The organism is Variovorax sp. NFACC27, assembly GCF_048301545.1.
Lineage (GTDB): Bacteria > Pseudomonadota > Gammaproteobacteria > Burkholderiales > Burkholderiaceae_C > Variovorax > Variovorax gossypii.
This window is the reverse complement of sequence record NZ_CP157613.1, coordinates 5,709,367-5,735,320: the sequence shown is the minus strand read 5'-3', so window position 1 is coordinate 5,735,320 and position 25,954 is coordinate 5,709,367. Positions and strand designations below refer to the sequence as shown.

Genomic DNA, 25,954 nt, shown 5'->3' with positions numbered 1-25,954 from the left:
CAAATGAACATGAACAACAGCACCACCACCCCCAGCATCGAGGACGAGATCGACGCCGACGGCGCGCTCACGCTCGAGGAGTACCGTCAGTTCGTCTACGAGATCGAACAGCAGCCGCCGTGGCGCGCCGTAGCCGACAAGGAGCTCGACTATGCCGACGGCAATCAGCTGGACACCGAGTTGCTGCGCGCGCAGAAGGAACTGGGCATCCCGCCGGCGAAGGAAGACCTGATCGGGCCGGCCCTCCTGGCCATTCAGGGGTACGAGGCCACGGTGCGCACCGACTGGCGCGTCACGCCCAACGGGCAGCCGGACGGCCAGGACGTCGCAGAGGCGCTGAACTTCCGCCTCAATGAGGCCGAGCGCCACTCCAAGGCCGACCAGGCATGCTCGAAGGCCTTCCGCCCGCAGGCGGCGGTAGGCCTCGGTTGGGTGGAGGTCTCGCGCGAGTCCGACCCCTTCAAGTATTCCTACCGCTGCACCGCCGTGCATCGCAACGAGATCCACTGGGACTTCTACGCCAAGGAAGACGACCTGAGCGATGCGCGCTACCTGCGCCGTGAGCGCTGGTTGCCCCCGAGCCGCATCGCGAAGGTGTTCCCGAAGCATCGCGAGCTCATCCTCGAATGCGGTCGGCACGGCCAATCCTGGTGGGTGAACCTGTCTCCTGAAGCACTGGATGGCGGCGGCTCGACCGGGCTGACGACTGGCGCCTGGGATGCGGCGCGGGGTTGGACGGTGGCCGAGCACAACTGGTATGACCCGGTCAGCAAGGACATGTGCCTGGCCGAGGTCTGGTACCGGCGCTGGGCGGAGGCGACGGTGCTGCGCTCGCCCGACGGCCGCGTGGTGGAGTACGACGCCGAGAATCCGGTGCACAACTACTCGCTGGCCCGCGGGCTCGTGCGGCCGCAGCACGCCGTCATCCCGCGTGTGCGTCGCAGCTTCTGGCTCGGGCCGCACCGCCTGCACGACGGGCCCAGCCCGTACACCCACCGGCACTTCCCCTACGTGCCGTTCTGGGGCTACCGCGAGGACGGCACGCGCGTGCCCTATGGCCTGGTGCGCGGCATGATCTTCCAGCAGGATCGATTGAACAGCGGCACTGCCACGATGACGTGGGGCATGAGCGCCTATCGCGTGGAGCGGACCAAGGGCGCAGTGGCCATGACTGACGAGCAGCTGCGCCGCCAGGTCGGGCGCCGCAATGCCGACATCGTGCTGGACCCGGCGCAGATGGCACAGCCGGGCGCGCGGTTCGAGGTGAAGCGCGACGTGCAGCTCACCGACCAGCAGCTGCAGATGCTCAACGACGCGCGCATGGCGCTCGAGCGCGTCGCGCCGGCCGCGGCCGCCGCGTTCTCGGGCCGGCGCGGCACGGCCACCAGCGGCGTCCAAGAGGAGACGCAGGTCGAACAGGCGAACCAGGGCCTGGCCCACCTCATGGATAACTTCAGGGCAGCGCGCACCCAGGTGGGCGAGCTGCTGCTGGCCATGATCGTGGAGGACATGGGCAAGGAGCCACACACCATCGTCATCGAGGGCGACGCCATCACGCCCGACCGCACAGTCTTCATCAACAAGCCCGAGACCGATCCAACGACCGGCGTGGCCTACCTGAGCAACGACCTGCAGCGGACGCGCCTGAAGGTCGCGCTGGAAGACGTGCCGAGCAGCTCGAGCTACCGCGGCCAGCAGCTCAACGCGATGAGCGAGGCGGTCAAGAGCCTGCCGGCGCAGTACCAGGCCGCGGCCATGCCGTTCCTGGCCAGCCTCATGGACGTGCCGTTCAAGCGCGACCTGGTGCAGGCACTGCGCGCGGCTGGCCAGCAGGCATCGCCGGAGGAGATCGAGCGGCAGGTCCAGGAGCGAGTGGCGCAGGAGGTCAAGATGGCCGGCCACGACCTGAAGGCTCGCGAACTCGACATGAAGGAGCGGCTGACCGACGCACAGATCAAGCAGCTGATGGCCCAGGCCGTGCAGACCGGGGTGCAGGCCGCCTTCGCTGCGATGCAGGGCGGCGCGCAGGTGGCGCAAATGCCGATGATCGCGCCGATCGCCGATGCCATCATGCAGGGGGCGGGCTATACGCGGCCCAGCCCGGGCGGCGACGATCCGAACTTCCCGACGCCGACGCAGACGGCGGCCATGAACATCAAGAGCCCGTACATCCAGGGGCAGGGCGCCGCGACCGTCGCGCCCGCGGCACAGGAAGAGGCGGGCGCCGCGCCGCCGGTTCGCGAGAACACCAGCCCGACGTTCCCAGCTCGGGCAGGCGCGGGCGGCAGCGGCATGGACGGTATCGAGACGGCACGCACCACCGACAACATCGAGCAAGAGCTTGCATAGTGGGTTGCCGAGCGCGTCAGAATCGGCTCTGCGACAACAGGCGGAGACGGCAGCATGGCAACCAAAGGACGCTCGGATTGGGCGGACTCCGATCCGGAGGAATTTCTCGACTGCGTCCCCGAGTATCTTGCTGATTGCGAGACCTTCTTGGAGGAGATGGCCGCGCGTCGTCTACCGCAAGTGACATCTGAGGAACTGTCGCTTGCGGTCATCGGGATATGGGTTGCCTCAGGTGATGCAGAAGCAGGCTGCCCCGAGCCGCCGCCAGTTCGAATGTTGTACACCGATGCAGCCGAGGGCAAAGGCGTGGACTTTCGCAAGGTCGCAGAGGCGTTGCCAAAGTTCATCAAGCAGATGAAGCCACTGATCGAGCAGCAGGTCCGTCGGCGCCGGCCGCCGGTCGCGCCGGCCATGACTCCACCCAACGACGACGTGCCGTTCTGACGCCCACGACGCGGCCCCCTGTAGGGTTCGCGTGAGACCGCCCCGCCAACGACGATGACCTCGTCAACGGGTAGCGGCCAAGACAACCAACCCAGAGCCCTGTGCTCTGGCATCCCACCTCCGCGAGGAGGACGGCCGCTACCGGGGATGCCAGAGCACAGGGCTTTTTGTCTTCTCAGGAGCCTCATGAGCAACATCAGCCCCATCATCATTCCGACCGTCGGCCGCGTCGTCTGGTTCTACCCGGCGCCGAAGAGCGGCGAGGCCGGCTTCGCCTGCAATGAGAGCGGCGGCCCCTACGCAGCCGTCGTTGCCCGCGTCTGGAACGACAACATGGTCAACCTGTGCGTGTTCGACGCGAACGGCGCGCCGCACAGCAGGACCAGCGTTCACCTGGTGCAAGGCGATGAAGCTGCACCGGACAGCGCTTTCTGCGGGTGGATGCCCTTCCAGCGCGGCCAGGCCGCGAAGCAGGACATGCAGGCAAAGGAAGCGAACAGCGGGCCGCGCATCCGCAGTCACCGCGACGAGCTCGAACAGTCCGCTGCGCACGCGATCGCCGCGCGCGTGTCCGAGCTGGGAGGCAACGGTACACGCATCGGCCACGAGGTTCGGCAGGCACTCGATGCCCTGGTGAACTACGGCGCCAAAGCCGCGGAGCCGGCCGGCGAGACCCATGCCTCGCGCGTGCTCTACCCGGCGATTCGCAATGCAATGGAAGAGCTGTCGGCTCTGCATCCAGGCTTCAACGACCACGTCAACCGCGCATGGAACTACCTGCACGGCGCGTTCTGGAGCGAGGTGCCCGCACCAGCGTCGGCGCTGGGTCTCCGCGATTCCAGTCCCGGGTCTGAGCCAGGACTGGTCCATTTGCCCGTGCGCGACCATCACCGCGAGGAGCCGCCGATCGCCGTTGCAACCGATGCGGTCTCCGCCGTGACCGAGCAGGAACTGGCCGCCAAGGCCGTCGCCCCGCGCGTGTCGCTCGCAGACATCGAAGCGGCCATCGCCAGCGAGCACTACTTCACCGCTCAGCACGGTGTCGACGGCGCGATGGCGAAGCTGGAGCTCCACCAACAACACCACGACTACGACACGCTGACCCAGAGGCCGCCCGCAACGACGCCCTTCCAGGCCTTGAGCTTGCTGACCTTCTGCGTGCTGGTGCTGCGCAACGGAATCAAGATCGTCGGCGTGAACACCGGGCCGGTTTCGCAGGAGAACTTCGATGCCGAGATCGGCCGCACATATGCGCGCGAACATGCCGTCGACCAGGTGTGGCCGCTGCTGGGCTACGAGCTACGCAGCCGGCTTGCCGGCGCCTGAGGAGGGCCCAGCACCCACGACAAGCCGCCGTAAAGGCGGCTTTTTCGTCCGTGCCCCCTGTAGGGTTTCGGCTTTGCCTTCCCGTTCTTGACACTGCCTTCAAGCACCGCGCGCGAGCGTTGGGGCGATGTCACGGCGGCAACGCCGTGGATTCAAGGCAGATGGCGCGGGCCCTCGTGGTTCGCACCGGATTGCTGGCCCCTTTGCGGCCACGGCGATATGTGGCGGGACAGGCATGACGACATCCAACGACTTTTTCCAGACCAACGAAATCAACGGCGCACTGACGCCGCAGCAGGCCGCCGAGCTCCTCGAGATCGCGGCATCGGGCGACACCAGCTTTGGGCTGGATGACGGTGGCGCGCCCGCGTCCACCACTGCTGCAGCAGCTCCCGCTTCCGCACCCGCTGCGGCAGGCAGCGCCGATACGAACAGCAGCGCAGCTGCGCCGGCTCCGGCCGCGTCTCCTGCCCCTGCGCCCGCCCCAGCAGCAACGCCCGCCGCGGCGCCTGCAGCAGCTTCCGCCGAGCCCGATGCGTCCAACGCTGTCGTGCTCGCGAAGGATGGAAAGCACACCATCCCCTACGAGAAGCTGGTGCAGGCCCGCGAGGGTGAGCAGCACTGGCGGGCGCAGGCGGAGACGGCCCAACGGCAGCTCACCGAGTTGCAGGCTCGGGCGCAGCAGCGCGCCGATGCAGGGCAAGCGCCGACCCAGACCGACAACCAGGTGGCGGCCGCGCAAGCGGCCATCGACAAGGGCGTCGATCCGGCCATCTTCGGAGACTTCTCCGAAGAGGCGCTGGCCAAGGGCATCCAGACGCTGGTGGCGCAGCAGGTGCAGGAGCAGGTCCAGGCCCAAGTTGGCAAGGCCATGGCTCCGTACCAGCAGCAGCACCAGCTCAGCGCTCGCGAGGCCCATTACGACGCCATCTACAAGGCGCACCCCGATGCGGACTCCATGGCGGAGAGCGCGGAGCTGCAGCGGTGGATCGGGGCCCAACCCAGCTACGTGCAGCCCACGCTGCGCGGCGTGTTGGAGAAGGGCACCTCGGCGCAGGTGGTCGAGCTGTTCAACGATTTCAAGAAGGCCACCGCAGCTCCGGCTGCGGCACCGGCCGCTGGAGCAAGCCAAGCCGCGGCAGCCGATCCCAAGGCCGCTGCGCAAGCCGTCATCGCTGCGGCGGCGCAGGCCGTTCCGTCCTCCCTCTCGGACATCCCGGGCGGGCGGGCAGACGCCCTGTCGCCGCACGAGCGATTGGCAGCCATGGACCCCGCATCGATGGCGGAGGCGATGCAAGGCATGTCGCCCGAGCAGATCGATGCGTTCCTGAACCGATCCCTGTGAGCCGTCAGGCACACGCAGCACCACAACACAAGGAGGTCAAATGACCGCAACCAAGACGCAAACCGCGTATGGCGACCCGAAAGCGATGGTCCAGCAAGCAGCTGGCGTCTTCGCCGTCAGCCAGCAGCGCAACACCACCATCAACCGCCTCGTCGGCAAGATGCCGAAGCTCGAAGGCGCGATCGCCACGATCAAGAAGCAGTCCAGCAACCACATGCCCATCGTGCAGGTGCAGGACCTGGGCAAGGGCCGCGGCGACGAGGTGAAGTTCAACCTCATCAACCCGAGCGGTGGCTACCCGATCATGGGCAGCAAGTACGCCAAGGGCAAGGGCGTGGGTGTGAAGCTGTCCGAAGACCGGCTGCGCGTGAACCAGGCGCGCTTCCCGATCGACATGGGCGATGTCATGTCGCAGATCCGCAGCCCGGTGGACCTGCGTCGTGTCGGTCGGCCGCTGGCGCAGCAGAAGGCGAACGACTACCTGGACCAGTCCATCCTGGTCCACATGGGCGGCGCTCGTGGTTTCCACGACAACATCGAATGGCGCGTGCCCGTCGAGACGCACCCCGATTTCCAGGAAATCCTGGTCAATCCCGTGAAGGCGCCTACCAAGAACCGCCACTTCATGGCGAAGGCAGGTGTCATCGACCAGTTCACGGTCAACGCGGGTGAGGTGGACATCGCTTCGACTGACCTGCTGAAGATGGGCACGGTCGACGCCGTGCGCGCCTACATCGATCAGATCGCGCTGCCGCCTCCGCCAGTGCAGTTCGATGGCGACCAGGCTGCCACCGACAGCCCGATCCGGGTGATGCTGCTTTCGCCCGCGCAGTACAGCGGCTTCGCGACCGATCCGGCGTTTCGCAACTTCCAGGCCGCCGCCGTGGCGCGCGCACGCCTCATCAAGGACCATCCGCTGTTCCTCGGTGACGCAGGCCTGTGGAACGGCATCCTGATGGTCAAGATGCCGAAGCCGATTCGTTTCTACGCCAACGATGTGATCCGCTACTGCGCGGCTTACGACGCCGAGACCGAGAGCCAAGCTGTTGTGCCGGCCAGCTTCACCACGAAGTTCGCCATCGACCGCGCCATCCTGCTGGGTGGGCAGGCCCTCGGCCAGGCATTCGCCGCTTCGGAGCACAGCGGCATGCCGTTCTTCTGGAGCGAGGAGGACGACGACCACGGCGACAAACTGGAAATCCTGATCGGGGTCATCCAGGGCCTGTCGAAGATCCGCTTCGCGGTGGACCACGGCGACGAGGTGCAGTTCACCGACCACGGCGTGACGGTGCTTGACACCGTGGTGCCGATCATCAAGCCGCGCGGCTGATGACCCAGGGCCGGGGCAACCCGGCCTCTCCCTTCACCCAATCAAGGAGCCACCAATGGCCAACATCAAACTCAAGGGACTGGGCATCAACCAGTTCGGCGGCATGGCCGCCTACGGCAACGTCACAACGCTGCGCGCGGTGCTCGAAACCGACGCGACGGGCGCAGCAGTGCGAGCCAACGCAACCACGCCTCTCGGCGTCGGCGACAAGGTCTACCTGCAAAGCCTGCCGGCGGGCTTCCGCCTGGAAGACCTGCAGCTGATCGTGTCCACCGCCATGACCGCGGCCGTTACCGGCTCGCTGGGCTTCGAGTACGCCGATGGCGTGGACAGCGCCGACGTGCCGCAGGACCTCGCGTACTTCGGTACGGGCCTCGTGCTCAACGCGGCTGCTCGCCTGCGCACGACCTCGTCGAAGGCGCCGGTCACGCTGGCGAAGGAGGCCTTCCTGGTGCTGACGCTCGCCGGCGCGGCGAACGCCAAGGCCAGCCGCGTCGACTTCATCGTCCACGGCGAACGCCTGGGCGCGAAGTGATGCGAGCGGGGGAGGGCGATCGCCTTCCCCCGTCCTTTCCCCGTTCTGAAGGAACCACCATGACCTCCAAGACCGCCGGCGTGCCCGTCAAGTACATCGGGCGCGAAGACCCGTTCTACGACCGCCTTTACGGCTCGAATCTCTCGTTCGTGCCCGGGCAGACACGCACCATCCCCGACCTCGATCTGGTCGCCAAGTTTCTGCGACATTCCGACTGCTTCGAGCGCGATGTCGTGGCACCTGTCGCGCCCGTGTCGGCCCCTGCACCCGCTCCCGCACCTGCACCGGTGCCACCCTCTGGCGAGACCGGCACGCTGGGCGGCGAGAGCACTGGCGCCGAAGGTGGCAGTTCGGGCGAGGGCGGGAGCACATCCGACGGGCAGTCGCCTGTCGCGCCCACCGGCGATTCCAAACCCGAGGGCGAGTCGGCCGAGGAGCCTGCGGACGACACCGAGGATCGGCTGGCGGAAGCCAACAAGACTGAGGCGGACCGCCAGCGCGCCGATCAGAACCGCCTGGACCTGGTGCAGACCCTGGACTCGATGGACAAGGACGCGCTGCAGGACTGGGGCATGGAGAAGTTCTCCCAGAAGGTGCCTAAGAACCTGTCGGTCGAGAACATGCGCGCGCGCATCGTCGAAATGATCGACCAATACGGCGTGCCTTGATCCATGACGCTGAAGGACCTCATCCGCCGCTTTCGCACGCTGGCATTCGACCTGGCGATTCCGCCTTTCTGGCCGGATGCCGACGTGCGCGACTGGCTCAACGACGCCCAGGCGCAGGCGGCGGTGCGAGGTCGACTCCTGCTCGAGGATGCCAAGCCAGAAATCTGCGAGATCGCCATCCAGGCCGGCCAGCACACCTATCCGCTTCATGCGACGTTGTACGAGCTGGTGCACCTGCAGGTCGAAGGCGCCCAGTTCGAGACGACGACGCCGAAGTTGGTGACGCGGGAATGGCTCGATCGCAAGGTGCCTGGCTGGCGTGCGGGTGAGCACCTGCAAGCCGGCGAGATCCTGTTCGCTATTCAGGGGGAAACGACCATCAGGCTCGTGAGCACTCCTGTGCGCGCCGGCATCCTTCGCCTCGAGGGCTACAGGCTCCCGCTCGTACCGATGGCGGATGACAACGACACGCCCGAGATCCACGCGGCCCACCATGAGCACCTGGTGCAGTGGGCGCTGCACCGTGGGTTCTCGATCCCTGACACCGAGAGCTTTGACCCCGCCCGCTCGGCGGCCGCCGAAGCCGCGTTCACCGCCTACTTCGGTCCGTTGCCGGATTCGGACCTGAGGCGCAGCACGCGCGACGACACCGACCACGTCACCGTGGTACATCCGTAATGGCCAGCACGCTGCACCACATCGAGCTCCGGGCGGGGGAAACCGTCCGCATTGGCGACGCTCTGGTCACTCTCACCCACAAGTCGGGCCAGCGCGCACGCCTCGCGATCTGCGCTGACCCCAAGACCCCGATCGTGCGCCCAGGCGGGCGCATCCACACCGGCGCGCAGGAGTGCGCCTCTTCTCCTGAAGAGGCCGCAAATGGCAAACACCCTGTATGACGCTGCGCGGCAGCGCTTCCTCGAAGGCCAGTTCAACTGGCTGACCGACACCATCAAGATCATCCTGGTGGACACCGGCGCGTACACGCCGCAGACGGCCATTCACCAGTACCTGTCCGACATCCCGACCTCGGCGCGCATCGCCGGGCCTGTGACGCTGACAGCGAAGACCACCACGGGCGGCGCGGCAGACGGCGCAGACGTGACCTTCACTGCTGTGTCGGGCGCCAGCATCGAGGCCATCGTGATCTATCGCGACACGGGGACCGAGTCCACCTCGCCGCTGATCGCCTACATCGACACGGCCACAGGGCTGCCCATCACGCCCAACGGCGGCGACATCATCGTCACCTGGGACAACGGCACCAACAAGATCTTCAAAGTCTGAACACCGGGAGCGCAGGAGTGCAAAACACCCAATCTGCCGCGGCCGAGCCGCAGAAGCCAGCGCCGCAGCGCGTCGGCGTGGAGGGCATCGCCCCGAAGCCCATCGAGCTGACGCCGGCGCCGCCTATCGTCGTCGACTGGCGCAAGGTCGGCGCGCTGCCACCGTTCCAGATGTTCGTGCACGAGCTGGCACCGTGCCCGCCCGAGCGCGACTCCCAGCAGTGGGCTATCGACTACGCGCTCCGCTACGCCGCCCAGCGCGGCGATGACGCGCTGCTGGTGGAGTACGGGGCCTGGCACGAGGACAAGGGCTACTGGGCCAACGAGACGCCGTTCGGGGTGCTAAAGGACGGCGCATGACCAAAGTGGCGTTCAATACCCTCTTAGTCACCTCGGCGTCGGCCTCCACGGTCGATGACTTCAAGCGCGTGTGCCAAGAGCTGCATGACAAGCTTCTGGAAGCCGGCCTTGTTGCGGGAACCGATACAGGGCAGCTCGATTTCAGCGCGATCACGACGCTGACTTCCAATACGAACTACGGCTATCGCATCTACAAGCTGAACGACGGCAACACGTTGCCCATCTTCCTGAAAATTCGCTTCGTCACACCGGCGCAGACCACAACAACCCGGCTTTTGTGGTCCTTTTACCTGTCGATTGGCTTGGGAACGAACGGAGCTGGAACCCTCACAAGTGCTACGCCCGAATATGTCGCGGGCGCCAATCAGTCGAGCGGGCAGTATCAGCGCAATGCGACCTTTGGCCAGGCACTTCAGTCATACATCTGTGTCTTGCCGGGATTCCTGGGGGTGTCCTTCAAGCAGTTGGCTATCGATCCGAGCACGTCCTATGGGCCCTCCGCCGCAGTCGCAGATTCGCCACCGCTGGCGTCCTTCTTCATTTGTCGTGACACGAACGACTCCGGTGAGCCAACGGCCGAGGGCGCTTCGTTGATCGTGGTCGCGCCTGGTGGAACCTATAACGGCTACTTCGGCGATGCGCCAATTGCTGCCTACCTGAGCAAGACAGGCGTGGTGACTGTTTCAAGTCGCTGCGCACTTGCGCTCGGTGCGGAGAACGTTGCGACGGTGGACGGCAAGATCCCGATCTACAACTTCCATACGATGACGCCGGCGCCGAAGCGCCTCGCGCAGTTGCTCTGTGTTCGACGCGGGCCCGGAGCGGTCGGGAACGATGAATTCACTGCCGCGGCAGTGGGCACGCAGACACGGAACTTCATGGCGATGAATCCCGTGTGGCCCGGCGATGTCTTCAACGGGACTTCCGTGCGCGCTGCAGTCGCCATGCTGTGGGAGTAGGGCATGGCCCAATACATCCTGGCGACACCCTACGACTCGCGCCGCATCATCGCCGGCGGGCACGGCGTGCGCCCGGCGGTGCGAAACCTCCCACCTAGCGGTACGGGCTATCTCGCTGGCGAATTCCCGGATGGCATTACCAGCGTTCAAGGCGTGCCTCAAAGCGCCGTTGTGCGCATCCTCTACCGTCCCGCCAGTGCAGCACCCGGTGATGGAGTCGTTGTCGCCGAGGTGGTATCGGCTGCGGACGGCACCTGGCGAGTGGACGGGCTCAATCTCGCGCTGAAGTTCGATGTCGTGGGGCGCAAGAACGGTCACAACGACGTGATCGTCGCGAACGTCTCGCCAAGCATCTAGGAGCGCAGCATGGCGACTGCTTTCAAGTTCTACAGGCTGAAGTTCACGAAGAACTCCAGCGGCGACCTGCGCTACTACTGCGTGGCCGAATGGGCGATGTTTGAGGCGGCGGACGCGAGCGGGCTGGACGTGATGCGCAGTGGCACGATGTCAGCGAACGGGGTCTACGAGTCGTTCGTCCCCGCCAATGCAAACGATGGAAATGCAGCCACCTACTGGGAATCTGACAACCGAGTGACGGCGGGCACGCCATCGATGCTGAGCGTGGAACTGCCTGCTGCCGTGGTCGTGCGGTCCATGCGACTGGTCTCGACCGCGCAGCCACTGGAGTATCCGCGCGACTTCGAGCTGCAAGGCTCCAACGATGGGAGTGCTTGGACAACCATCGTCGCATTCGTGGACTTCATGGTCTCTGGCGGTCCGACCACGAAGACGAGCGCCATCTGGACGCAGGTGCGCGGAACGTCGCGCCTGGAAGGCGGCGTGGCAGCAAGCCGTGTGCTGATTCAAAACTGGAGCACTGGCGCTCTATTGGCGTCCCTGACGCCCGCGGCTAATGGCACCTGGTCGTGGCCAGCGCCTAGCCTCGACCAGGTGCTGGTCACTCATCTGGGGCCGTCCGGGTATCGCCCAATCGCCGACGGCCCGATCACCCCCGCGGAGGTCTGACCCATGGGGTACGGACCACCCACCGGATTGCGTGCCGGCCGGATGCTCACAGCCGGCTATGTGGCGCCAGCGGCGAATCTGGTCAATGCCGATGTGCCTGGCGCCGATGCCTACGTTGCGGGCACTGGGTATCTGGCCGGAACCTATCCTGGAGGCATCACGAAGATCGAAGGCGTGCCCGGTCCGGCGGAGGTCCGAGTACTGCTTCGGACGGCCACGGGCGCGTTGGGCGACGGGATGCTGGTGGGGTCGGTGATGTCCGGCGTTGATGGCACCTGGCGCATCGACGGGTTGAGCACGGCCCTGCGGTTTGACGTTGTGTGCCGCCATGCTGGTTACAACGACATGATCTTGGCCAACGTCTCGGCGAAGGCTGCGTGACCGAATAGCGCATGCCCTATATCCCGCCAGCGTCGGACGCACTCACGTTCAATTTCGTGGGACCGGGGTATGTCGCACCGGATGGCGCGGCGGCCGCGTTCAACCTCGTCGACCGCCCGCCGTATCAGCCGCCGCTCGGCAAGAACGTCGCACTCGACTTCGGGCCATCGGGCTACCTGCCGCCCGCGGGCAAGGTTGTCGGCCTTGAGTTTGTTCAGGACGAAGGCGCGGGCGGGGATACCCAGTACCTGTTTCCCGCGTCCGTCGCCGAGGCGCCGGCTGGTGTGCCTGTCGTGCGCAATGGACGTGAGTTCGTTCGGCCGACCGGCTCTGCGCTTCAGGCGTTCGGTGTTGCCACCGCATGGAGGTATCACACCTACGTTGTCGTGGCTGGGTTCAACGCTTCGGCGTTCGGTGCAACCAACGCACAGCTGAAACACCGTCCGGTGGTGCCGGGCGGCTTCGACGCGATGGCCGGCGGCAACCCGACCATCATCAACCGCAACCGCTACATCGCGGCCGGGAACATCGTGCCGCCAGCGTTGGGCACGAACTCGACAGTCTGGCTCTACACGCGCTACCTGCTGCCGACCGGGCTGGTGGCCACCAGCATTGCCAACACGAACCGCGTCAGCCACGACCGGCAGTACGCGCAGCTCACCGCGGGCATCCCGACGCCGGGCTTCGGCACGGCCTGGATCAGCCAGGGCACGCGCATGCTGGCGCCGGCGGGCGCTTTCCTCGATGCGGTGGCCCGGCCGAACGTGGGTGGCACGCGCTTCCTCTCGCCGCCGGGGTGGGACTCGTCGGCCTTCGGCACGCGCATCATCCCGGTCTCGCAGACGGTGGCACCGCAAGGCTTCCGCGAGGTGTGGGGCGCGACGACGATCAAGAACTACCTGTCCTTCGTGCTGCCGCCGGGCTTCGAGACGAACGTGCAGGAGCAATTCCGGTGGGGTCGCGCGCAGGCCTACAACCTTCGCCAGATCGTGCTGCAGCAGTACGACCCGAACGACGGGTTGAACCCGCCCGCATGGTCGCAGTGGACCGCCGTCGAGAACCGAAACAAGACGGTCGCGACTTTCAGCACCGCGCCGCCGCGGCCCGGCGAGCCGCTCGTCTTCAACAATGCGCGCGTCATCGCCCCGGCCGGCATGACGCCGCCAGGCTACCCAGGCACCACGCCGTCGGGCTTGGTCGCCTATGGCGTGCGGCAACTGCCGATGGATGGGATAGAGCCGCCGCCCGTGCTCCGCTGGACGGCGGTCTACAACGCTGCGCGCGTGATCGCGCCGGCGGGCGAAGACGCGAAGGCCTTCGGCCTGGCCGCGCTGGAGAACACCCGCCGCTACTACCAGCGCATCGGCGACATCGACTCGGCCGTCTATGGCGTGCCCTTCATCGACTTCGCCATCCGCACGCTCGCGCTCGAGCCTCGCTACGCAATCCAGCCGCCCGACGTTCCGCTGCCCGAGGTCAAGCTGTACACCCGGTACGTCGACTCGAAGGGTGACGACATGGCGCGCGTCGGCCTGGCCGCGCTGACGATTCACTTCAACATCGTGGCGCCGAAGTGGGCGCACCGGGACATCTTCGGCGAGCCGCGTGTGCACAACGTGACCCCGGAGATGCGCGGCTACGGTTGGAACGCAGAGGAATTCGGGGACGCCTTCGTGCGCTTGCAGTTCCGGCCGGTGGCGCCCGACGGCAACAGCATGCAGCTGTTCGGCCAGGCCAAGATCGCGGACCGGAAGCAGAGCATCGCGGTGCCGGGCAACAATTTCATGCGCATCGGCGACAAGCTGGTGGTGACCCGGACCGGTGCGCCGCCGTACTCGCCGCAGTGGATCATCCAGGACGGCGAGCCGGTGGACTCGTTGAGCGTGTTCGGCAAGCCGGGGCTGAACCAATACGTCCTGTATCCCTTCGGCATCGACGCGCTGAAGGTCGGTGACGCCACGGTGCGCAGCAACGGAATCATGGTCGATGCTGGCATCAAGGTGGACGGCTACGGCGTGCCGACCGTGGGCCTCAAGAGGCGCGTGCTCACCGTTCAGGAGTGGCCGGGCGCCGAGGTGTTCGAACCTTCCCCTGCGCGCATCACGCCGCACACGATCTGGGCCGTGGTCGAGGCGCCGGCGCAGGCCATTCGCAACCACGGGGCGAACAACCTGCACTACGTTGGCCAGACGCTGGAGTACGGGCCGGGAGCACGTTTCGGGCGGCATTCGGTCCGCACCTACCGAGGTGTCCTGGAGCCCTATTCGTTGGGGAACACTGCACAGGTCGGCGCCGCGTCTGTGCAGCTGCACCGACGCTACCTGGAACCGGCCGGAATCCAGGCCTATCGCATGGGTTGGGTGATCCTCGGGGACGGCACGCAGGTCGTGAAGCAGTTCGGCGGCGCCGACATGCAGCTGTTCGGGCAGTCGTCGGTCGCTCGCGGCCCCTTCCTTGGACCGCAGACGGTGCGGCCGGTGGGATTGGCGCCGGCGGGGTTTGGGGTTACCTGGGCCTCGCTGCTTCACCGCACCTTCCAGCTCGCCGGCTTCAACGCCCTCGCAATGGGCGGCTCGCGCGGGGAGCCTCCATACCAGTGGCAGTCCCTGCACGTTGGTCCTCTGATGCCAACGAAGCCTCCCGGCTTCGACGCGGCCGGCTTTGGCTCCGCATGGATCTCGCTGCGCATTCGCGGGCTGGAGCCGCCGGGCTTCGAGGCCTTCGCCAGCGAGTACGACCCCGAGCACTTCAACGCGCGCATGCGCGTGCGCAACGCCTTCGTGCCTCCGGGCCCGGCCGCGCGCACTGTGGGGCCTGTGGGTGTGGATCTGTCCGCCATGGGCGTGCCCAATGCCAAGCCCGCTGTGCACTTCATCCGCCCCGACGGCAACGCGGACCAGTACCGAAAAGGAGCCTTCTGATGGACGACATTTCCCTCATGCCGCTGGCCGGCATCAACAACGTGGCCGAGGACGAGGCGATGAAGCGCGGCGGCGACTCGGCGCGGGTCTACCTGCGCGATGCGCTGAACGTGGACATCACGGCGGCGGGCCGGGCGAGCGTGCGCACGGGGGAACGGCGCGTGTCCACGGTCCGGTACCGCGACGTGTGGCAGAGCCCGCTGCACCGCGACACCTTTGGCACGCTGGAGGGGCAGTGGGTCAAGATCGACCCGAGGAGCTGGACGCATGAGTCGCTGGCGAACGTCGGAGAGGGCGCAGGACACGTGGTGCTCAACAGCCTGGTCTGCGTTGCAGGACCGGCAGGCCTTTTCACCTTCGACGGCAATGTGGCGCAGCGCCTCACCATCGAGACGCCGGCGGCACCGCTGCTGACCGCAGGCGCGGGCTCGCTGGAGCCGGGCACCTACGGCGCGGCGCTCGCTTGGCTGCGCGGCGCGCAGGAGTCCGCCACCTCCGAGCTGGCAACCGCTGAAGTGGGCGCCGCCGGCGCGCTCGAGGTCGCGCTGCCGATCTGGCTGGATCCGACGCTCACCGGAGTGCGCCTGTACCTGACGAGGCGGGACGGCGGCGAGCTGCTGCGCGCCGGCGACTGGCCGGCCGGTACTGCGACCATTCATTTGCCGCTGCTGCCGCAGTTGGGCGCGCCCGCGCAGTTCCGCCACCTGGCGCCGATGCCCACGGGCCGTTTTTTTGCACAGTGGCGCGGTCGGCTGCTCACCGCTCGCGGCAACGTGCTTCGATGGTCCGAGGCCCTGGCCTACCATCTGCACGACGAGCGGCACGGCTTCGTGCAGATGCCTCAGCGCATCACGTTCGTGCAGCCAGTCGATGCCGGGATATGGGTCGGGCAGGTCGACCACGTGGTGTTCCTGCGCGGCAGCGCCCCGGAGGAGTTCTCGGTGGAGCGGAAGGGCGGCCGCGCGCCGGTGCCGGGTAGCGCCGTGCTGGCGCCGCCGGACACGCTGGGCGGCGACCTCACCGCTGGCGGGACCGAGGCCGCAATCTGGCTGGCGGACAACGGCTACGTGGTGGGCACTGCCGCCGGCGCGCTGGTCGAGTTGCAGGCGGGCGTGATGAAGGGCATCGCCGCGCGGTCCGGGACCTCTGTAGTGTTTGGTCGCCGACTGCTGACCGCGGTAGCCTGAGGTTTTCTTGCCCGGCGTGCTGTCGGGCCCATTCAGCTGCGCAGGAGTGCGGCATAGGACCACTGGAGCTTCCTATGACCCTGCGCAACAAACTGGCCCGCGCGCTCGTTCGAGCCCTCGATCGCGAGATTTTCGACGTCACCGACGCCGGGCTCGCCTTTCCGACCTTGGGCGTGCACGCCGCGGGCGAGTACTTCGACCGCGTCAACGGCGGCGCGTGGCAGCGCACGCCCAACCTGATCGTGACCGAGGGCCTCGCGCACATCCTGAACGTGGCTCTGGGCGGCAAGGCAAAGCCGGCGGGCGCCTACTTGGCGCTGTTCAGCGGCGCTGCTGCGCCGGCACCGAACTGGACCGCGGCGAGCTTCGCAGCCGTCGCCTCCGAGATCGTCAGCCTGACGGAGGGCTACACGAGCCCGACGCGCCCGGTCTGGACGCCGGTCGACACGGCCGGCAACAGCATCGACAACATGGCGGCCGTGGCCACGCTCACGATTGCCACCGCTGGCCAGCTGAACGTGACGGGCGCTGCGCTGCTCACGAACAACACGAAGGGCGGCACCACCGGTACGCTGGTCTCGGCGACGAAGTACGCCGCGGCGCGCGTGTTCCAGAACGCCGACACCTACGACGTGGGCTACCGACTGAGCCTCACCGTCTGACCCATGCACGCGCCGCGCCCCTACGGGCGCTTTGCCGAGCAGGCGGAGCTGTCCCAGGAAGATTCCGCCGCTGTCGAGCGGCTGGCCAGGTCTGTGACGAACTTCAAGCAGTTGTCCGGCCTGGACAGCCTGAAGCGCGTCGCGGACCTGCCCAGCGGCCGGCAGGCGGTGGCGATCGACATGGGCGGCGTGTTCAGGATCCTGGTGCTGGAGCGGCACGAGAACCCAGAGCACGAGCTCACCGGGCTGGCCGAGACGAACGTGCCGATGCTGTTCTCAGGCGTCATCACCCGCGCGCAGGTGCTCGAGGGAGAGGGCGTGGGCATCAAGTTGACCGAGGAAACGCGCCGACGGCTCGTTGGCTATCGTGACGACGTGGACCTGCCGCCGAAGGACGTTGCGCTGCAGCGCTTCCGCATCGACTACCACGATCGATTCGCCTACTTCCGGCCGGAGTACAGCGGCATCTACACGTTCACGCAGTACGTGAAGCATCGGCCGACCTGGTACAGCGGCGCCATGGCCGAGGTTGCGCAGGTGGTGGGCGGGTACGGCCGGCAGGTACTGGCCGACCTGCCGGACGACCCCATCGAGCGGGCCCGGATGCGCGTGCCCGAGCGCTACATGCGCGAGATCCGGCGCGAGGTCGCGGGCCTGCGGCTGCCGGGCTACACCGGCTTCCCGGATCGCGAGGGCCAGTTCCAGTACGCCTACCAGCACGGGGAGGGGCATGCCGTCTCCTTCGACAGCAGCGGCAAGCCGTGGTTGCTGCGCGTCAACGCCCGCGGCGTGTTCGCGATGCCCCTGCCGCTGGTGCCGGCCACCACGGCCGCGGCCTTCCGCGACTACATCGAAGAGGTCGGCGATGCCGAACTGCTGAAGGTGCTCGATCGCTTCGGCGGCCTGCCGTCGGGCGAGACGTTCCCAGACGACGAGCACGACTTCGAGGCGTGGAGGCGCGCCGGCGTGTTCATCAAGGTGTGCGACTGCGCGGACTTCTATTCGCGGCAGGCCTTCTATGCCGCCGGCGGCTGGTCCTTCAACAGCCGCGGCCGCGAGGGCTTCAATACCTGTTGGGATCGCGACGGCGCGGGCCTGCTGCGTGCGCACGCCTACAAGATGAAGCTGCAGCTGGGCGCCGCTGAAAACGGTGGGCGCTTGAAGGCCGCATGGCAGTTCGACAGCGAGGACGAGACGGCGCGCGCGCAGGGCTACCTGATCCGGCTGTTCGAGCAGTTGCGCGACAGTTCGCACCGGTCCCGCGCGATCGCCTACAAGGTGCGGCGCGCGACCGCGGGCCAGATCCTGGCGCGCGCCGGGGTGTCGAACGGGCCCGACAAGGACTACTGGGACGCCCTCGAGCTGGAGCCGATCGCCACGCATCAGGGCAACGTCGCGCGGGTCGGTACCGGCCCGATGTACTGGCCCGGCAAGAACCCGAAGTCGATGGGACGGCTGAAGTTTCCGGAGCTCCGCGGGCAGGGCTGCGAGTCCTTCGTGATGGTGTCGGAGGACTATGCGGGCCCGGCGGTGAAGTGCGACACCATCGTTTTCGGCTGCTACGTCGATGACGAGCTGCAGGTGGTCAAGTACTTCTACGACGAGCGGAAGTTTCAGGAGGAGGAGCAGAGCACCTTCGAGAAGAACATGATCGTCGGGCAATGGGAGAAGACCGTCACGACCGGCTACTCCGGCCTGATGGGCTACTTCTACACCTCGGCATTCGACGATCGCCAGGTGGCGCCGCCGGTTAGCACGACCACGCACATCACCGGGATCGACATGGGCTATGGCCAGCCCGCTTTCGCGACGCCGCCGATCCTGTACTGTGTGGGCTCGCTCTCCCGGGCTCGCTACTACTACCACCGGACGAAGGTGAAGAGCACATCCGGCTTCGGCATCGACGTGGCCGCGTGCGTGCCAGTGTTCGAGCGCGACTGCATCCTCTACCCCTACACGGACAGCACCTCGGGCCGAGCCGAGTCGGAGAAGACCGAGCAGTTCGCGATTGCGGACCCGACCTCCTACCAGCTGTGGTGCTACGACAACCTGTTCCACTGGATGGGGCAGACCGACAACCACAACAAGGGGGACCCGCCCTCGAAAGACGGCGTGCCCGTCTACATCGACACGCTGGTGTATTCGCCCACCGAGGTGAGCGACTACGCGGACAGCGGCAACTGGTACAACCTGCCGCCCGGCGGTTTTCTCGACGTGACGGCCATCTGCGGGCCCTACACATCGCGCTCGTCCGGCACCCAGCACGCCAACGGCGTCGTCATCGGCGGCGAGGCGCCGGGCTTCGAGCCATTCTCCAGCGAGAAGCTGTTCCCCGCCGAGCAATCGGGGCGGCTGAGCGTGTCGATGAAGGGTGCCGGCTCTGTCATCGCGCATCGAGACATTCCGCACTCCTGGTACTTCGGCTTCTCGCCGGAAGACCAGACCTACTTCTATCGCGACGCCGTGCACGTGGCCATCGGCGACAGCAGCTACGCGAGCATCTACGAGCAGGACCAGAACGGGCTGCGCCGGCGCTGGGGGTACACGGCGCTGGCCGACAGCCGCAGCGCGCACCACTTCATCGGGGTCATCAATGAGTAGCTACCGAGACGACGTTCAAGAAACCGCTGTTGCCAGCAGCTCTGTCTGGCTCGGGCTGGCCAGCGTGACCGAGGAGATCGCGCGCGCGTCGAGCGCGCTGCTGTTCGGGCTCCTGGTGCTGCACGCTGATGCGGCCCAGCTCTCCGATGCGGTGATCGACCGGCCCGGCGGTATCGTCATCGAGTACGCGACGATCAGCGACCAGGTGATCGACGCACGAGCAAGCCGCGAGGTGATTGCGGAGCGCGCCGCCGCGAGCGATCAGGCGCTGGGCCGCCTGCGCGTCCTTCATGCGGATGGCGCCCAGATCGGCGACCAGGTGATCGAGCGCACCGGTTCGCTAGTTGTCGAGTCGGCGGTGGCGAGCGATGCGGTGCTTGCGCAGCGCAGGGTGGCCAGCGAAGTGCTCGAGTCGGCGCGAATCGCCGACTCGGCGCCGAGCTTTGCCTCGATGCTGGTGCAGGAGGTCGCGCAAGCCCAGGACTTCACCACGGGCAGGGCGCACGCGGTCGACCTGGTGGTCGCGGCTGCAGCCGCGGCGGACGATGTGATCGATGCTCGCCAGACCGGCGCGCCGGTCACCGAGTTGGCGCACGCGGCGGACGCGGTGATCGACCAGTTGCATGCCGTCGACCTGGTGCGCGACGGCGCGATGGCCGACGACCAGATGGTCGGCGAGCCAGTGCGCGCGCAAGTCTGGACGGCAAACACCGATTCCTGGGCGATGTCGCGGCACGACCCAGTGCCGTTCACCGCGCTGGTGGTCATCGACGGCGCGCTGTACGGGCTGGCCGAAGACGGCGTGTTCGCGCTGGACACGCCAACGGCGCAAGCCGCAGTGCTGCGCACCGCACCGGTCGACGTCGGCCAGGGCGTGCTCGTGCACCCGCTGCAGGCGTTCCTCGAATACGAGCTGGAGGAGGGCGCCGCCAGCATGGAGGTCACAACCACCCAGTCGGGGGAGGCCCAGACCTATGCCTACGCGCTGCAGGCCGAACTGGCCAAGCGGCTGACGAACGGCCGCTTCATCTTCGGGCGCGGCCTGCGCGGCCGGCATTTCACCTTCGCGCTCAAGCTGAACGGCAAGCGCGGACACATCAACGACCTGAGCGTCAGCGTGGCGCCAACGAAAAGGAGAGTGTGATGGGCATCGCACCTGACAGCATTCTGGGCGTGGCGGTCGAGACCGTCACCGAGAAGATGGCCGAGATAGAGGTCTTGGCGAACCGCTACAACGCCATGCTGAGCAGCGCGCTGGCGCAGATCGGCGAGGTGAAGGTGGCGGAGGTGCCGGCGCCGACGCGGCCGGCCGCGCCAGTCGCGAACCCGCCAGCGGTCAATCTCGGCGACGTGCCTACGTTCAGCCCGCCGAATCTGGTCCTGCCGTCGGCGCCCGACGACATCAACATCGACGCGCTGCTGAATGACCTGGAGCTCGGAGACCTGGGCGACCTGCCGGAGCCGCCGACGGCCATCCCGATCAACATCCCCGACGCGCCGGGGATGGCCGACCTGGCAGCGCCGCAACGCCCCCAGATCGACACCGATGTCGAACTGCCCGCGGCGCCGGCGATCGTCATGCCGGAAATGGAGGCGCTCGAGCGCCTCACGTTGCCGGCCTTCGAATTCCCGCAGTTGCCGACCTTCGACGCCGCGCCGCCAAACGCCGACGGCATCGCCGTGCCCGACGTCTTCATCAACTGGGCCGAGCCGGCCTACGAGTCCGAGGTGCTGGGCGACCTGCAGGCCAAGGTGAAGGCCATGATGGCGGGCGGTACCGGGCTGCCCGCGCCGATCGAGGAGGCGCTCTTCGCCCGCGCCCGGGAGCGCGATAGCGCCGAGACAACGCGCGCGGTGCAGGAGGCGGTCGATACGTGGGCCGCGCGCGGGTTCTCCATGCCGCCGGGCATGCTGGCGAAGCAGAGCGCAGTGATTCGCGAGCAGGGCCGCCTGAAGGCGGCCGAGCTGAACCGGGACATCCTGATTCAGGCAGCCCAGTGGGAAATCGAGAACATCCGCTTCGCGGTGCAGCAGGGCATGGCGCTCGAGCAGCTGACCCAGAACCTCTACGAGAACATGGCCAAGCGCCTGTTCGAGGTCGCCCGCTTCGGCGCCGAGAGCCAGATCAACGTGTTCAACGCGCGCGTGAGCCTCTTCAACGCGCAGAACGCGGCTTTCGCCACGCTGGCGCAGGTCTTCCGCACGCGCCTGGACGCGGCGCTGGCCAAGCTGACGGCCTACAAGACGGCCGTCGACGGCCAGGTGGCGCTGGGCCAGATCAACCAGCAGCGCGTCGAGGTGTTCAAGGCGAAGCTCGCCGGCGTGCAGTCCACGGTGGAGGTCTTCACCTCGCTCATGCGTGGCGCCCAGGTGCGCGCGGACGTCATCAAGAACCAGTTCGACGCCTACCGCGCCGACGTGCAGGCCTTCGCCGAGCAGGTGGGTGCCGAGAAGGCGAAGTTCGATGCCTACGAGTCCCGCGTGAAGGGCGAAGCGGCGAAAGCGGGGGTGCTGGAGTCCCAGTCGCGCGCCTACGCTGCCACGGTACAGGCGGTGACCAACAAGGCCGAGATCAAGGTCAAGGGCGCGCAGATCAAGATGGAGGCCGCGCGCACCAAGGTCTCAAAGTTCCTGGCCGACGTTGACGGGTTCAAGGCGCGCATCGACGCCGGCATGCGCGAGGTGCTCTACAGCACGCAGGTCTACCAGGCGCAGGTGGAGGGCTGGCGCGCGAAGACCAACGCGGTGGTGGCGGATGCCGAGATGCAGTCGCGCTTCGCCGACATGAACACCCGGACCAACATCGCCTACGCGCAGATGCAGATCAGCGAGTACCAGGCGAAGATCCAGAACGCGGTGCAGCAGGCGCAAGTCGCGCTGGAGGCGGCCAAGGCGCTGGGGCAGTTCTCGGCCCAGCTCGCGGCCGGCGCGATGTCCGCAATGCACGTGTCGGCAGGGATCACCGGAACCGGGTCGGCCACTTCGACGGAATCCAACGGTACGAGCACGAACTACAACTACAGCTTCCCGGCCTAGTCATCGCCCACCGGAGCATTGAAGAGAGCCGGGGACGTTCTGGCAAATTTCGCCGGAGGTGCCGAATACGGTGTTGCCAGCGCCCTTGTTGTAGACGCCCCCGACGTTGTCGAAGCAGACCGACTCATTGCAGTTAGTGATGAATCGAGGCGTGTTGGCGCGGGCTTCCCGTCGACGCGCTGCGTCAGCTGCTCGGGCGCCCGCCATGTTCGTGCCGCACGCAGCGTCGACGCGGTACTCCGCATCCTTCACGGCGACGCCGAACTTGCCAGGATGGCCGCCCCTTGAGACCTCCGTGCGCATGCGGCTACTCGCCATGTCCAGGTCGCGCCGCGCCGCGCGACAGGCTTGATCGTCCACAGGTTGGACGGAGCCTTGGCTGCGTCCGGTGGCGCTCGTTGAATCCTCGACAGGATGGTTGTCGGTGCGCATCCGTGCTGCAGCGGCGCGGTCACCAGAGCCATCGAGCACGTTGGCGGTGGTGTTGACGCGCGAATCTGCCGCGCCCGCTGGGCAGGGCCCGTCACTGTATGTGATCTTTCCGTTCGGAAGAGTGCATTTCGTGACCTGCGCTGACGCGCAGCATGAGGCCAGCACCAGGACCAGAAAGACGAACCGTTTCATGTCACCCACCTCCGAGTTTTGCGAAATGTTACTCGTACCCCCGTGGGGTTCGACGTAAGGGCCCCGCCTTCGAACAATGGCGCGCATCGAGATCGAGAGGTAGACCATGCACGGCTTCATTTCCGCCCCCAAGCGCGTTCCGGCGCAGCACCTTGCCGAGGGAGGCCTCGTGCGTGGTCTCGTGCGGCGAGTGATGGGAATTCCCGAACCGGTGGACGTAGGCGCGCCGGCACCTGCAGTAGCGCCTGCGCCCGTGGCGGCGCCCGCGCCGGCACCCGCGCCCGAACGCGCCCTGACGCAGTACGCCGGTATGAGCGCGACCGAGCGGCGTATGAAGGCCGCGGGCCTCAAGGACGGCGGGCCGGTGCGCGGGCCCGGCACCGGCACGTCGGACAGCATCGAGACGGAGGCGCGTCCTGGCAGCTACATCATGCCGGCCGACTCCACCGAGCAGATTGGAGAGGACGGCGTGGCCGCCCTCGGATTCAGTCCCGCCAAGGTCCCGGTGAACCTGAGCAACGGCGAGTACCAGTTGCCCCCCGAGCAGGTGCATGCCGTCGGCGTGCAGGCACTTGATGCAATCAAGGACGCGACGCACGCGCCGGCGGACGCGTCGGGTGGCTTCCGCCCGGGCGACGAAGACCAGGAGCTCTTCTTTGCCGATGGCGGCCTGGTCGACGATGAGTCGCGCCGCAGGGCGACTGGCGCTCCCAGAGGAGGGACGGACGTCAGCGCCAGCATCCCGGCGCCGCTTCCGATGCTGACTGCATCCATGGCGCCGAGCCCGCAGGCGCTCCCGGCACCCGCGGCCGTGCCTGCACCGCGCGCCGAGACGAATCCGCTCGCGCAGACGCAAGGTGCTGCGTTCGGCGTGTTTCGCCGTGAACCGACTGCAGGTACGCGCGGCGGCATGATGCAGCCCTACGTCGCCACCGGCCCGGCCACGTTCGAGCCAGCCAAGGTGCAAGACGGTCCCGGGCGCCTCGATGCCTTCAACGACCCACGATCCCTCCTGTACAAGGGCGATGCGGCTGCGAGCACCGCGCCAACCAGTCGCGGTTTCGCGGGCGTCGGCGAAGGTTGGGGCCATGGCGGCGCCGGATCCGCCGCGACTGCGGTGCCGGTGGCGGCGGGTGCGCGGCCTGCAACACCCGCCCCAGTAGCAGCGCCAGCAGACGCGCCGGCCCCCGGCGCTGCGGATGGCCAGGTCGGCACCGCAGCAGCGCAGGTCATGCCCGGAGTGTTCCGGCAGGGCAACAGCTACGGCGATTCGCCTGCGGCAGCCGCGGCGGGATTCGCGCCGCGCTCGGGGCCCAGCGCGCAGAACTTGGCCGCGGCTGATGCGCTCGAGGCTCGCGGCATTGCCGAGCGCGCAGGCGAGCGCGCCGCGGGTGCTGGCATCGCAGCTGGATTTCAGCCTGGAGGCGTGGCGGTCATCGCCGACGGCGATGCGGGTCGCCGCGATGCGCGCAACGCTTCAGTCGGCTCTACCAACTTCGGGCTGCCCGGGCGAGGTGACGCCGCCATCGGCGCAGTTCGAGCCCTGCGAGGAGAACGCGAGGATCGTGCTGATGCCAGGGAGCAGGTGCGCATCGGCGCGCAGTCTAGAGAGTCCGCGGCGCGCGACGCAGCAGCTTTGCAACGAGAAATGGTGCAGCAGGCCGGCGCGACCGGTCGCACGCTGACCAGCGAGGTGGGCGCGAACGCGCGCGCCAGCGCGACCAATGACGTCCAGCGCGGCGAGCTCGCGCTGCGTCAGGAGTCTCAAGGCTTTCAGACGCGCGCGGCACGGCGCGCCGAGGATCTGTTTTCGCAATATGAGAAGGCCAAGCCAGAAGACCGCGCAGCGATCGCAGAGCAAATCCGGACTGTCACTGGCAAGGAGCACCCGAATCGCTTCACTGTGGTGGCCGGCGGCCAGGAAGTCGACCCGACTACGCAGCAGCTCACGACGCGCCCGGCGCGGGTGTTCAATAACCAGACCGGCCAGTTCGTGGACCAGGCTCAGCCAGCCCGAGCAGGCCTGCCGCCGGGCATGACGAAGCAGGTCGGCACCTCGGGCGGCAAGCCGGTCTACGAGGACGCGCAAGGCAAGCGCTTCGTGGGAGGGTAGCTGGGCAGCCGAGGTCGTCACTGGCCAAATATGGCGACATTTGTTATCATGGGGGTGTTGGGTCTCTGCAAGAGCATTTGGTGAGGGCTTGGTCAGTTATTTGGCCTTCACACTACGGGCAGCGGCGTAGCTGACATCGTCGACAGTAGAGGCTGGGAGAAATCTCAGGAGCTCCGAACCACCGGCAACGGTAGCTAAGGAGAGGCATCTACCTACCTTGGACCCAACCATTCTTCTGAAAAGCGGCCTTTTGGGCCGCTTTTTTCATTACAGCGTACCGATGATGGCTCCATGCACTCGCGACGTGGAAAACGCCGTCACGATGCTATAGAAAACGTTGTTCCGGCCATCGAACTTGCGCTCGACAACGACCACGCCGTTCGGGCCGCGAAAGACGGTGGAGCGCTCGCCCGCGCTGCCCAAGCCGTATTCGTAGTAGATGGTGGCTCCTGGCACCAGAACAGTGTTGAGCAGATTGGCGACCAATGGGGTCGCATCGTCGGCTGTCGGAACAGACGCGAAGTGAGCCTGCCAAATATGCTCCAGACCCCACCCTCGATTTGGACCGAAGTGCTCGCCATAGCGAAGATAAATTGGGCCAGCTTCGAACTCTGCACCCGGCACACTGATAGCTGGAAACGTGCCGAAACTGGCTGTCCCGGTCAATGGATTGTTGATCGGTGTCGCGCGGCTGGGCTTCTTTGCGTACACCGGATTGCCCGCGATTTGAATCGTCTGCTTTCTTTTCACTCGATCCTCGTCTCCTGACAACGAGTGTAGCTGGCGCCCCCCGTAGGGTTC

At 67.0% G+C, this 25,954-nt stretch carries 24 protein-coding genes; 22 read left to right on the top strand and 2 right to left on the bottom strand.

The features are described 5' to 3' along the window. Positions 1-3 precede the first annotated feature (3 nt). The 21 genes from ABL840_RS26865 to ABL840_RS26765 all read left to right on the top strand — a co-directional run bounded on the left by ABL840_RS26865 (position 4) and on the right by ABL840_RS26765 (position 22,416). A complete protein-coding gene (locus ABL840_RS26865; RefSeq protein WP_093303760.1) occupies positions 4-2,349 on the top strand; it encodes a hypothetical protein in 2,346 nt (781 codons plus the stop codon). A gap of 54 nt (positions 2,350-2,403) precedes the next feature. Then, entirely contained in the window at positions 2,404-2,793 is a 390-nt protein-coding gene (locus tag ABL840_RS26860; protein ID WP_143042948.1) for a hypothetical protein, read from the top strand. A 186-nt stretch (positions 2,794-2,979) separates the two neighbouring features. After that, a complete protein-coding gene (locus tag ABL840_RS26855; RefSeq protein ID WP_418116016.1) occupies positions 2,980-4,119 on the top strand; it encodes a Gp49 family protein in 1,140 nt (379 codons plus the stop codon). A gap of 235 nt (positions 4,120-4,354) precedes the next feature. Beyond that, positions 4,355-5,464: a hypothetical protein gene (locus ABL840_RS26850; protein WP_176947523.1), complete on the top strand. Its 1,110-nt coding sequence runs from the start codon at positions 4,355-4,357 to the stop codon at positions 5,462-5,464. Between the two features lie 40 nt (positions 5,465-5,504). Next, positions 5,505-6,794 carry a DUF4043 family protein gene (locus ABL840_RS26845; protein WP_093303768.1) on the top strand — a complete coding sequence of 430 codons (1,290 nt, stop codon included), beginning with the start codon at positions 5,505-5,507 and terminating at the stop codon, positions 6,792-6,794. Between the two features lie 55 nt (positions 6,795-6,849). Beyond that, positions 6,850-7,329, top strand: coding sequence for a hypothetical protein (locus ABL840_RS26840; protein ID WP_093303770.1), 480 nt, complete (start codon positions 6,850-6,852; stop codon positions 7,327-7,329). A 59-nt stretch (positions 7,330-7,388) separates the two neighbouring features. Then, on the top strand, positions 7,389-7,997 hold the full coding sequence (locus tag ABL840_RS26835; RefSeq protein ID WP_093303773.1) for a hypothetical protein: 609 nt from the start codon (positions 7,389-7,391) through the stop codon (positions 7,995-7,997). A 3-nt stretch (positions 7,998-8,000) separates the two neighbouring features. Next, positions 8,001-8,675 carry a DUF6682 family protein gene (locus tag ABL840_RS26830; protein WP_093303774.1) on the top strand — a complete coding sequence of 225 codons (675 nt, stop codon included), beginning with the start codon at positions 8,001-8,003 and terminating at the stop codon, positions 8,673-8,675. Then, entirely contained in the window at positions 8,675-8,896 is a 222-nt protein-coding gene (locus ABL840_RS26825; RefSeq protein ID WP_093429328.1) for a hypothetical protein, read from the top strand. The genes ABL840_RS26830 and ABL840_RS26825 overlap by 1 nt, the downstream gene beginning before the upstream one ends. Beyond that, on the top strand, positions 8,877-9,284 hold the full coding sequence (locus tag ABL840_RS26820; protein ID WP_093303776.1) for a hypothetical protein: 408 nt from the start codon (positions 8,877-8,879) through the stop codon (positions 9,282-9,284). Before ABL840_RS26825 ends, ABL840_RS26820 begins: the two co-directional genes overlap by 20 nt. A gap of 17 nt (positions 9,285-9,301) precedes the next feature. Then, the gene (locus ABL840_RS26815; RefSeq protein WP_093303778.1) at positions 9,302-9,643 is read left to right on the top strand and encodes a hypothetical protein; all 342 of its coding nucleotides are present in this window, start codon (positions 9,302-9,304) and stop codon (positions 9,641-9,643) included. Next, positions 9,640-10,602 (top strand): hypothetical protein, encoded by a 963-nt coding sequence (locus ABL840_RS26810; RefSeq protein WP_093303781.1) that lies wholly within the window; start codon positions 9,640-9,642, stop codon positions 10,600-10,602. Before ABL840_RS26815 ends, ABL840_RS26810 begins: the two co-directional genes overlap by 4 nt. Before the next feature lie 3 nt (positions 10,603-10,605). Continuing rightward, a complete protein-coding gene (locus ABL840_RS26805; RefSeq protein ID WP_143042949.1) occupies positions 10,606-10,959 on the top strand; it encodes a hypothetical protein in 354 nt (117 codons plus the stop codon). A gap of 9 nt (positions 10,960-10,968) precedes the next feature. Further along, complete coding sequence (locus ABL840_RS26800) at positions 10,969-11,628, top strand: discoidin domain-containing protein (RefSeq protein ID WP_093303783.1); 660 nt, start codon at positions 10,969-10,971, stop codon at positions 11,626-11,628. A gap of 3 nt (positions 11,629-11,631) precedes the next feature. After that, positions 11,632-12,009 carry a hypothetical protein gene (locus ABL840_RS26795; RefSeq protein ID WP_143042950.1) on the top strand — a complete coding sequence of 126 codons (378 nt, stop codon included), beginning with the start codon at positions 11,632-11,634 and terminating at the stop codon, positions 12,007-12,009. Between the two features lie 11 nt (positions 12,010-12,020). Further along, entirely contained in the window at positions 12,021-14,930 is a 2,910-nt protein-coding gene (locus tag ABL840_RS26790) for a hypothetical protein (RefSeq protein WP_093303789.1), read from the top strand. Continuing rightward, positions 14,930-16,117, top strand: a complete 1,188-nt coding sequence (locus tag ABL840_RS26785) for a hypothetical protein (protein ID WP_093303791.1) — start codon at positions 14,930-14,932, stop codon at positions 16,115-16,117. Before ABL840_RS26790 ends, ABL840_RS26785 begins: the two co-directional genes overlap by 1 nt. A 74-nt stretch (positions 16,118-16,191) precedes the next feature. After that, positions 16,192-16,779 (top strand): hypothetical protein, encoded by a 588-nt coding sequence (locus ABL840_RS26780; protein WP_093303794.1) that lies wholly within the window; start codon positions 16,192-16,194, stop codon positions 16,777-16,779. A gap of 3 nt (positions 16,780-16,782) precedes the next feature. Beyond that, on the top strand, positions 16,783-19,380 hold the full coding sequence (locus ABL840_RS26775) for a hypothetical protein (RefSeq protein ID WP_093303796.1): 2,598 nt from the start codon (positions 16,783-16,785) through the stop codon (positions 19,378-19,380). Then, positions 19,373-20,524, top strand: a complete 1,152-nt coding sequence (locus ABL840_RS26770; RefSeq protein WP_176947524.1) for a hypothetical protein — start codon at positions 19,373-19,375, stop codon at positions 20,522-20,524. Before ABL840_RS26775 ends, ABL840_RS26770 begins: the two co-directional genes overlap by 8 nt. Continuing rightward, on the top strand, positions 20,524-22,416 hold the full coding sequence (locus ABL840_RS26765; protein WP_093303799.1) for a hypothetical protein: 1,893 nt from the start codon (positions 20,524-20,526) through the stop codon (positions 22,414-22,416). The genes ABL840_RS26770 and ABL840_RS26765 overlap by 1 nt, the downstream gene beginning before the upstream one ends. Here ABL840_RS26765 and ABL840_RS26760 read toward each other — a convergent pair whose 3' ends face one another. Further along, a complete protein-coding gene (locus ABL840_RS26760; protein ID WP_176947525.1) occupies positions 22,417-23,040 on the bottom strand; it encodes a DUF4124 domain-containing protein in 624 nt (207 codons plus the stop codon). Positions 23,041-23,146: 106 nt separating this feature from the next. Between ABL840_RS26760 and ABL840_RS26755 the strand changes: the two genes are divergently transcribed. Further along, complete coding sequence (locus ABL840_RS26755; RefSeq protein ID WP_143042951.1) at positions 23,147-25,153, top strand: hypothetical protein; 2,007 nt, start codon at positions 23,147-23,149, stop codon at positions 25,151-25,153. 267 nt (positions 25,154-25,420) lie between these two features. Here the strand turns inward: ABL840_RS26755 and ABL840_RS26750 are convergent, their stop codons facing one another. Next, the gene (locus ABL840_RS26750) at positions 25,421-25,903 is read right to left on the bottom strand and encodes a hypothetical protein (RefSeq protein WP_143042952.1); all 483 of its coding nucleotides are present in this window, start codon (positions 25,901-25,903) and stop codon (positions 25,421-25,423) included. Positions 25,904-25,954 lie beyond the last annotated feature (51 nt).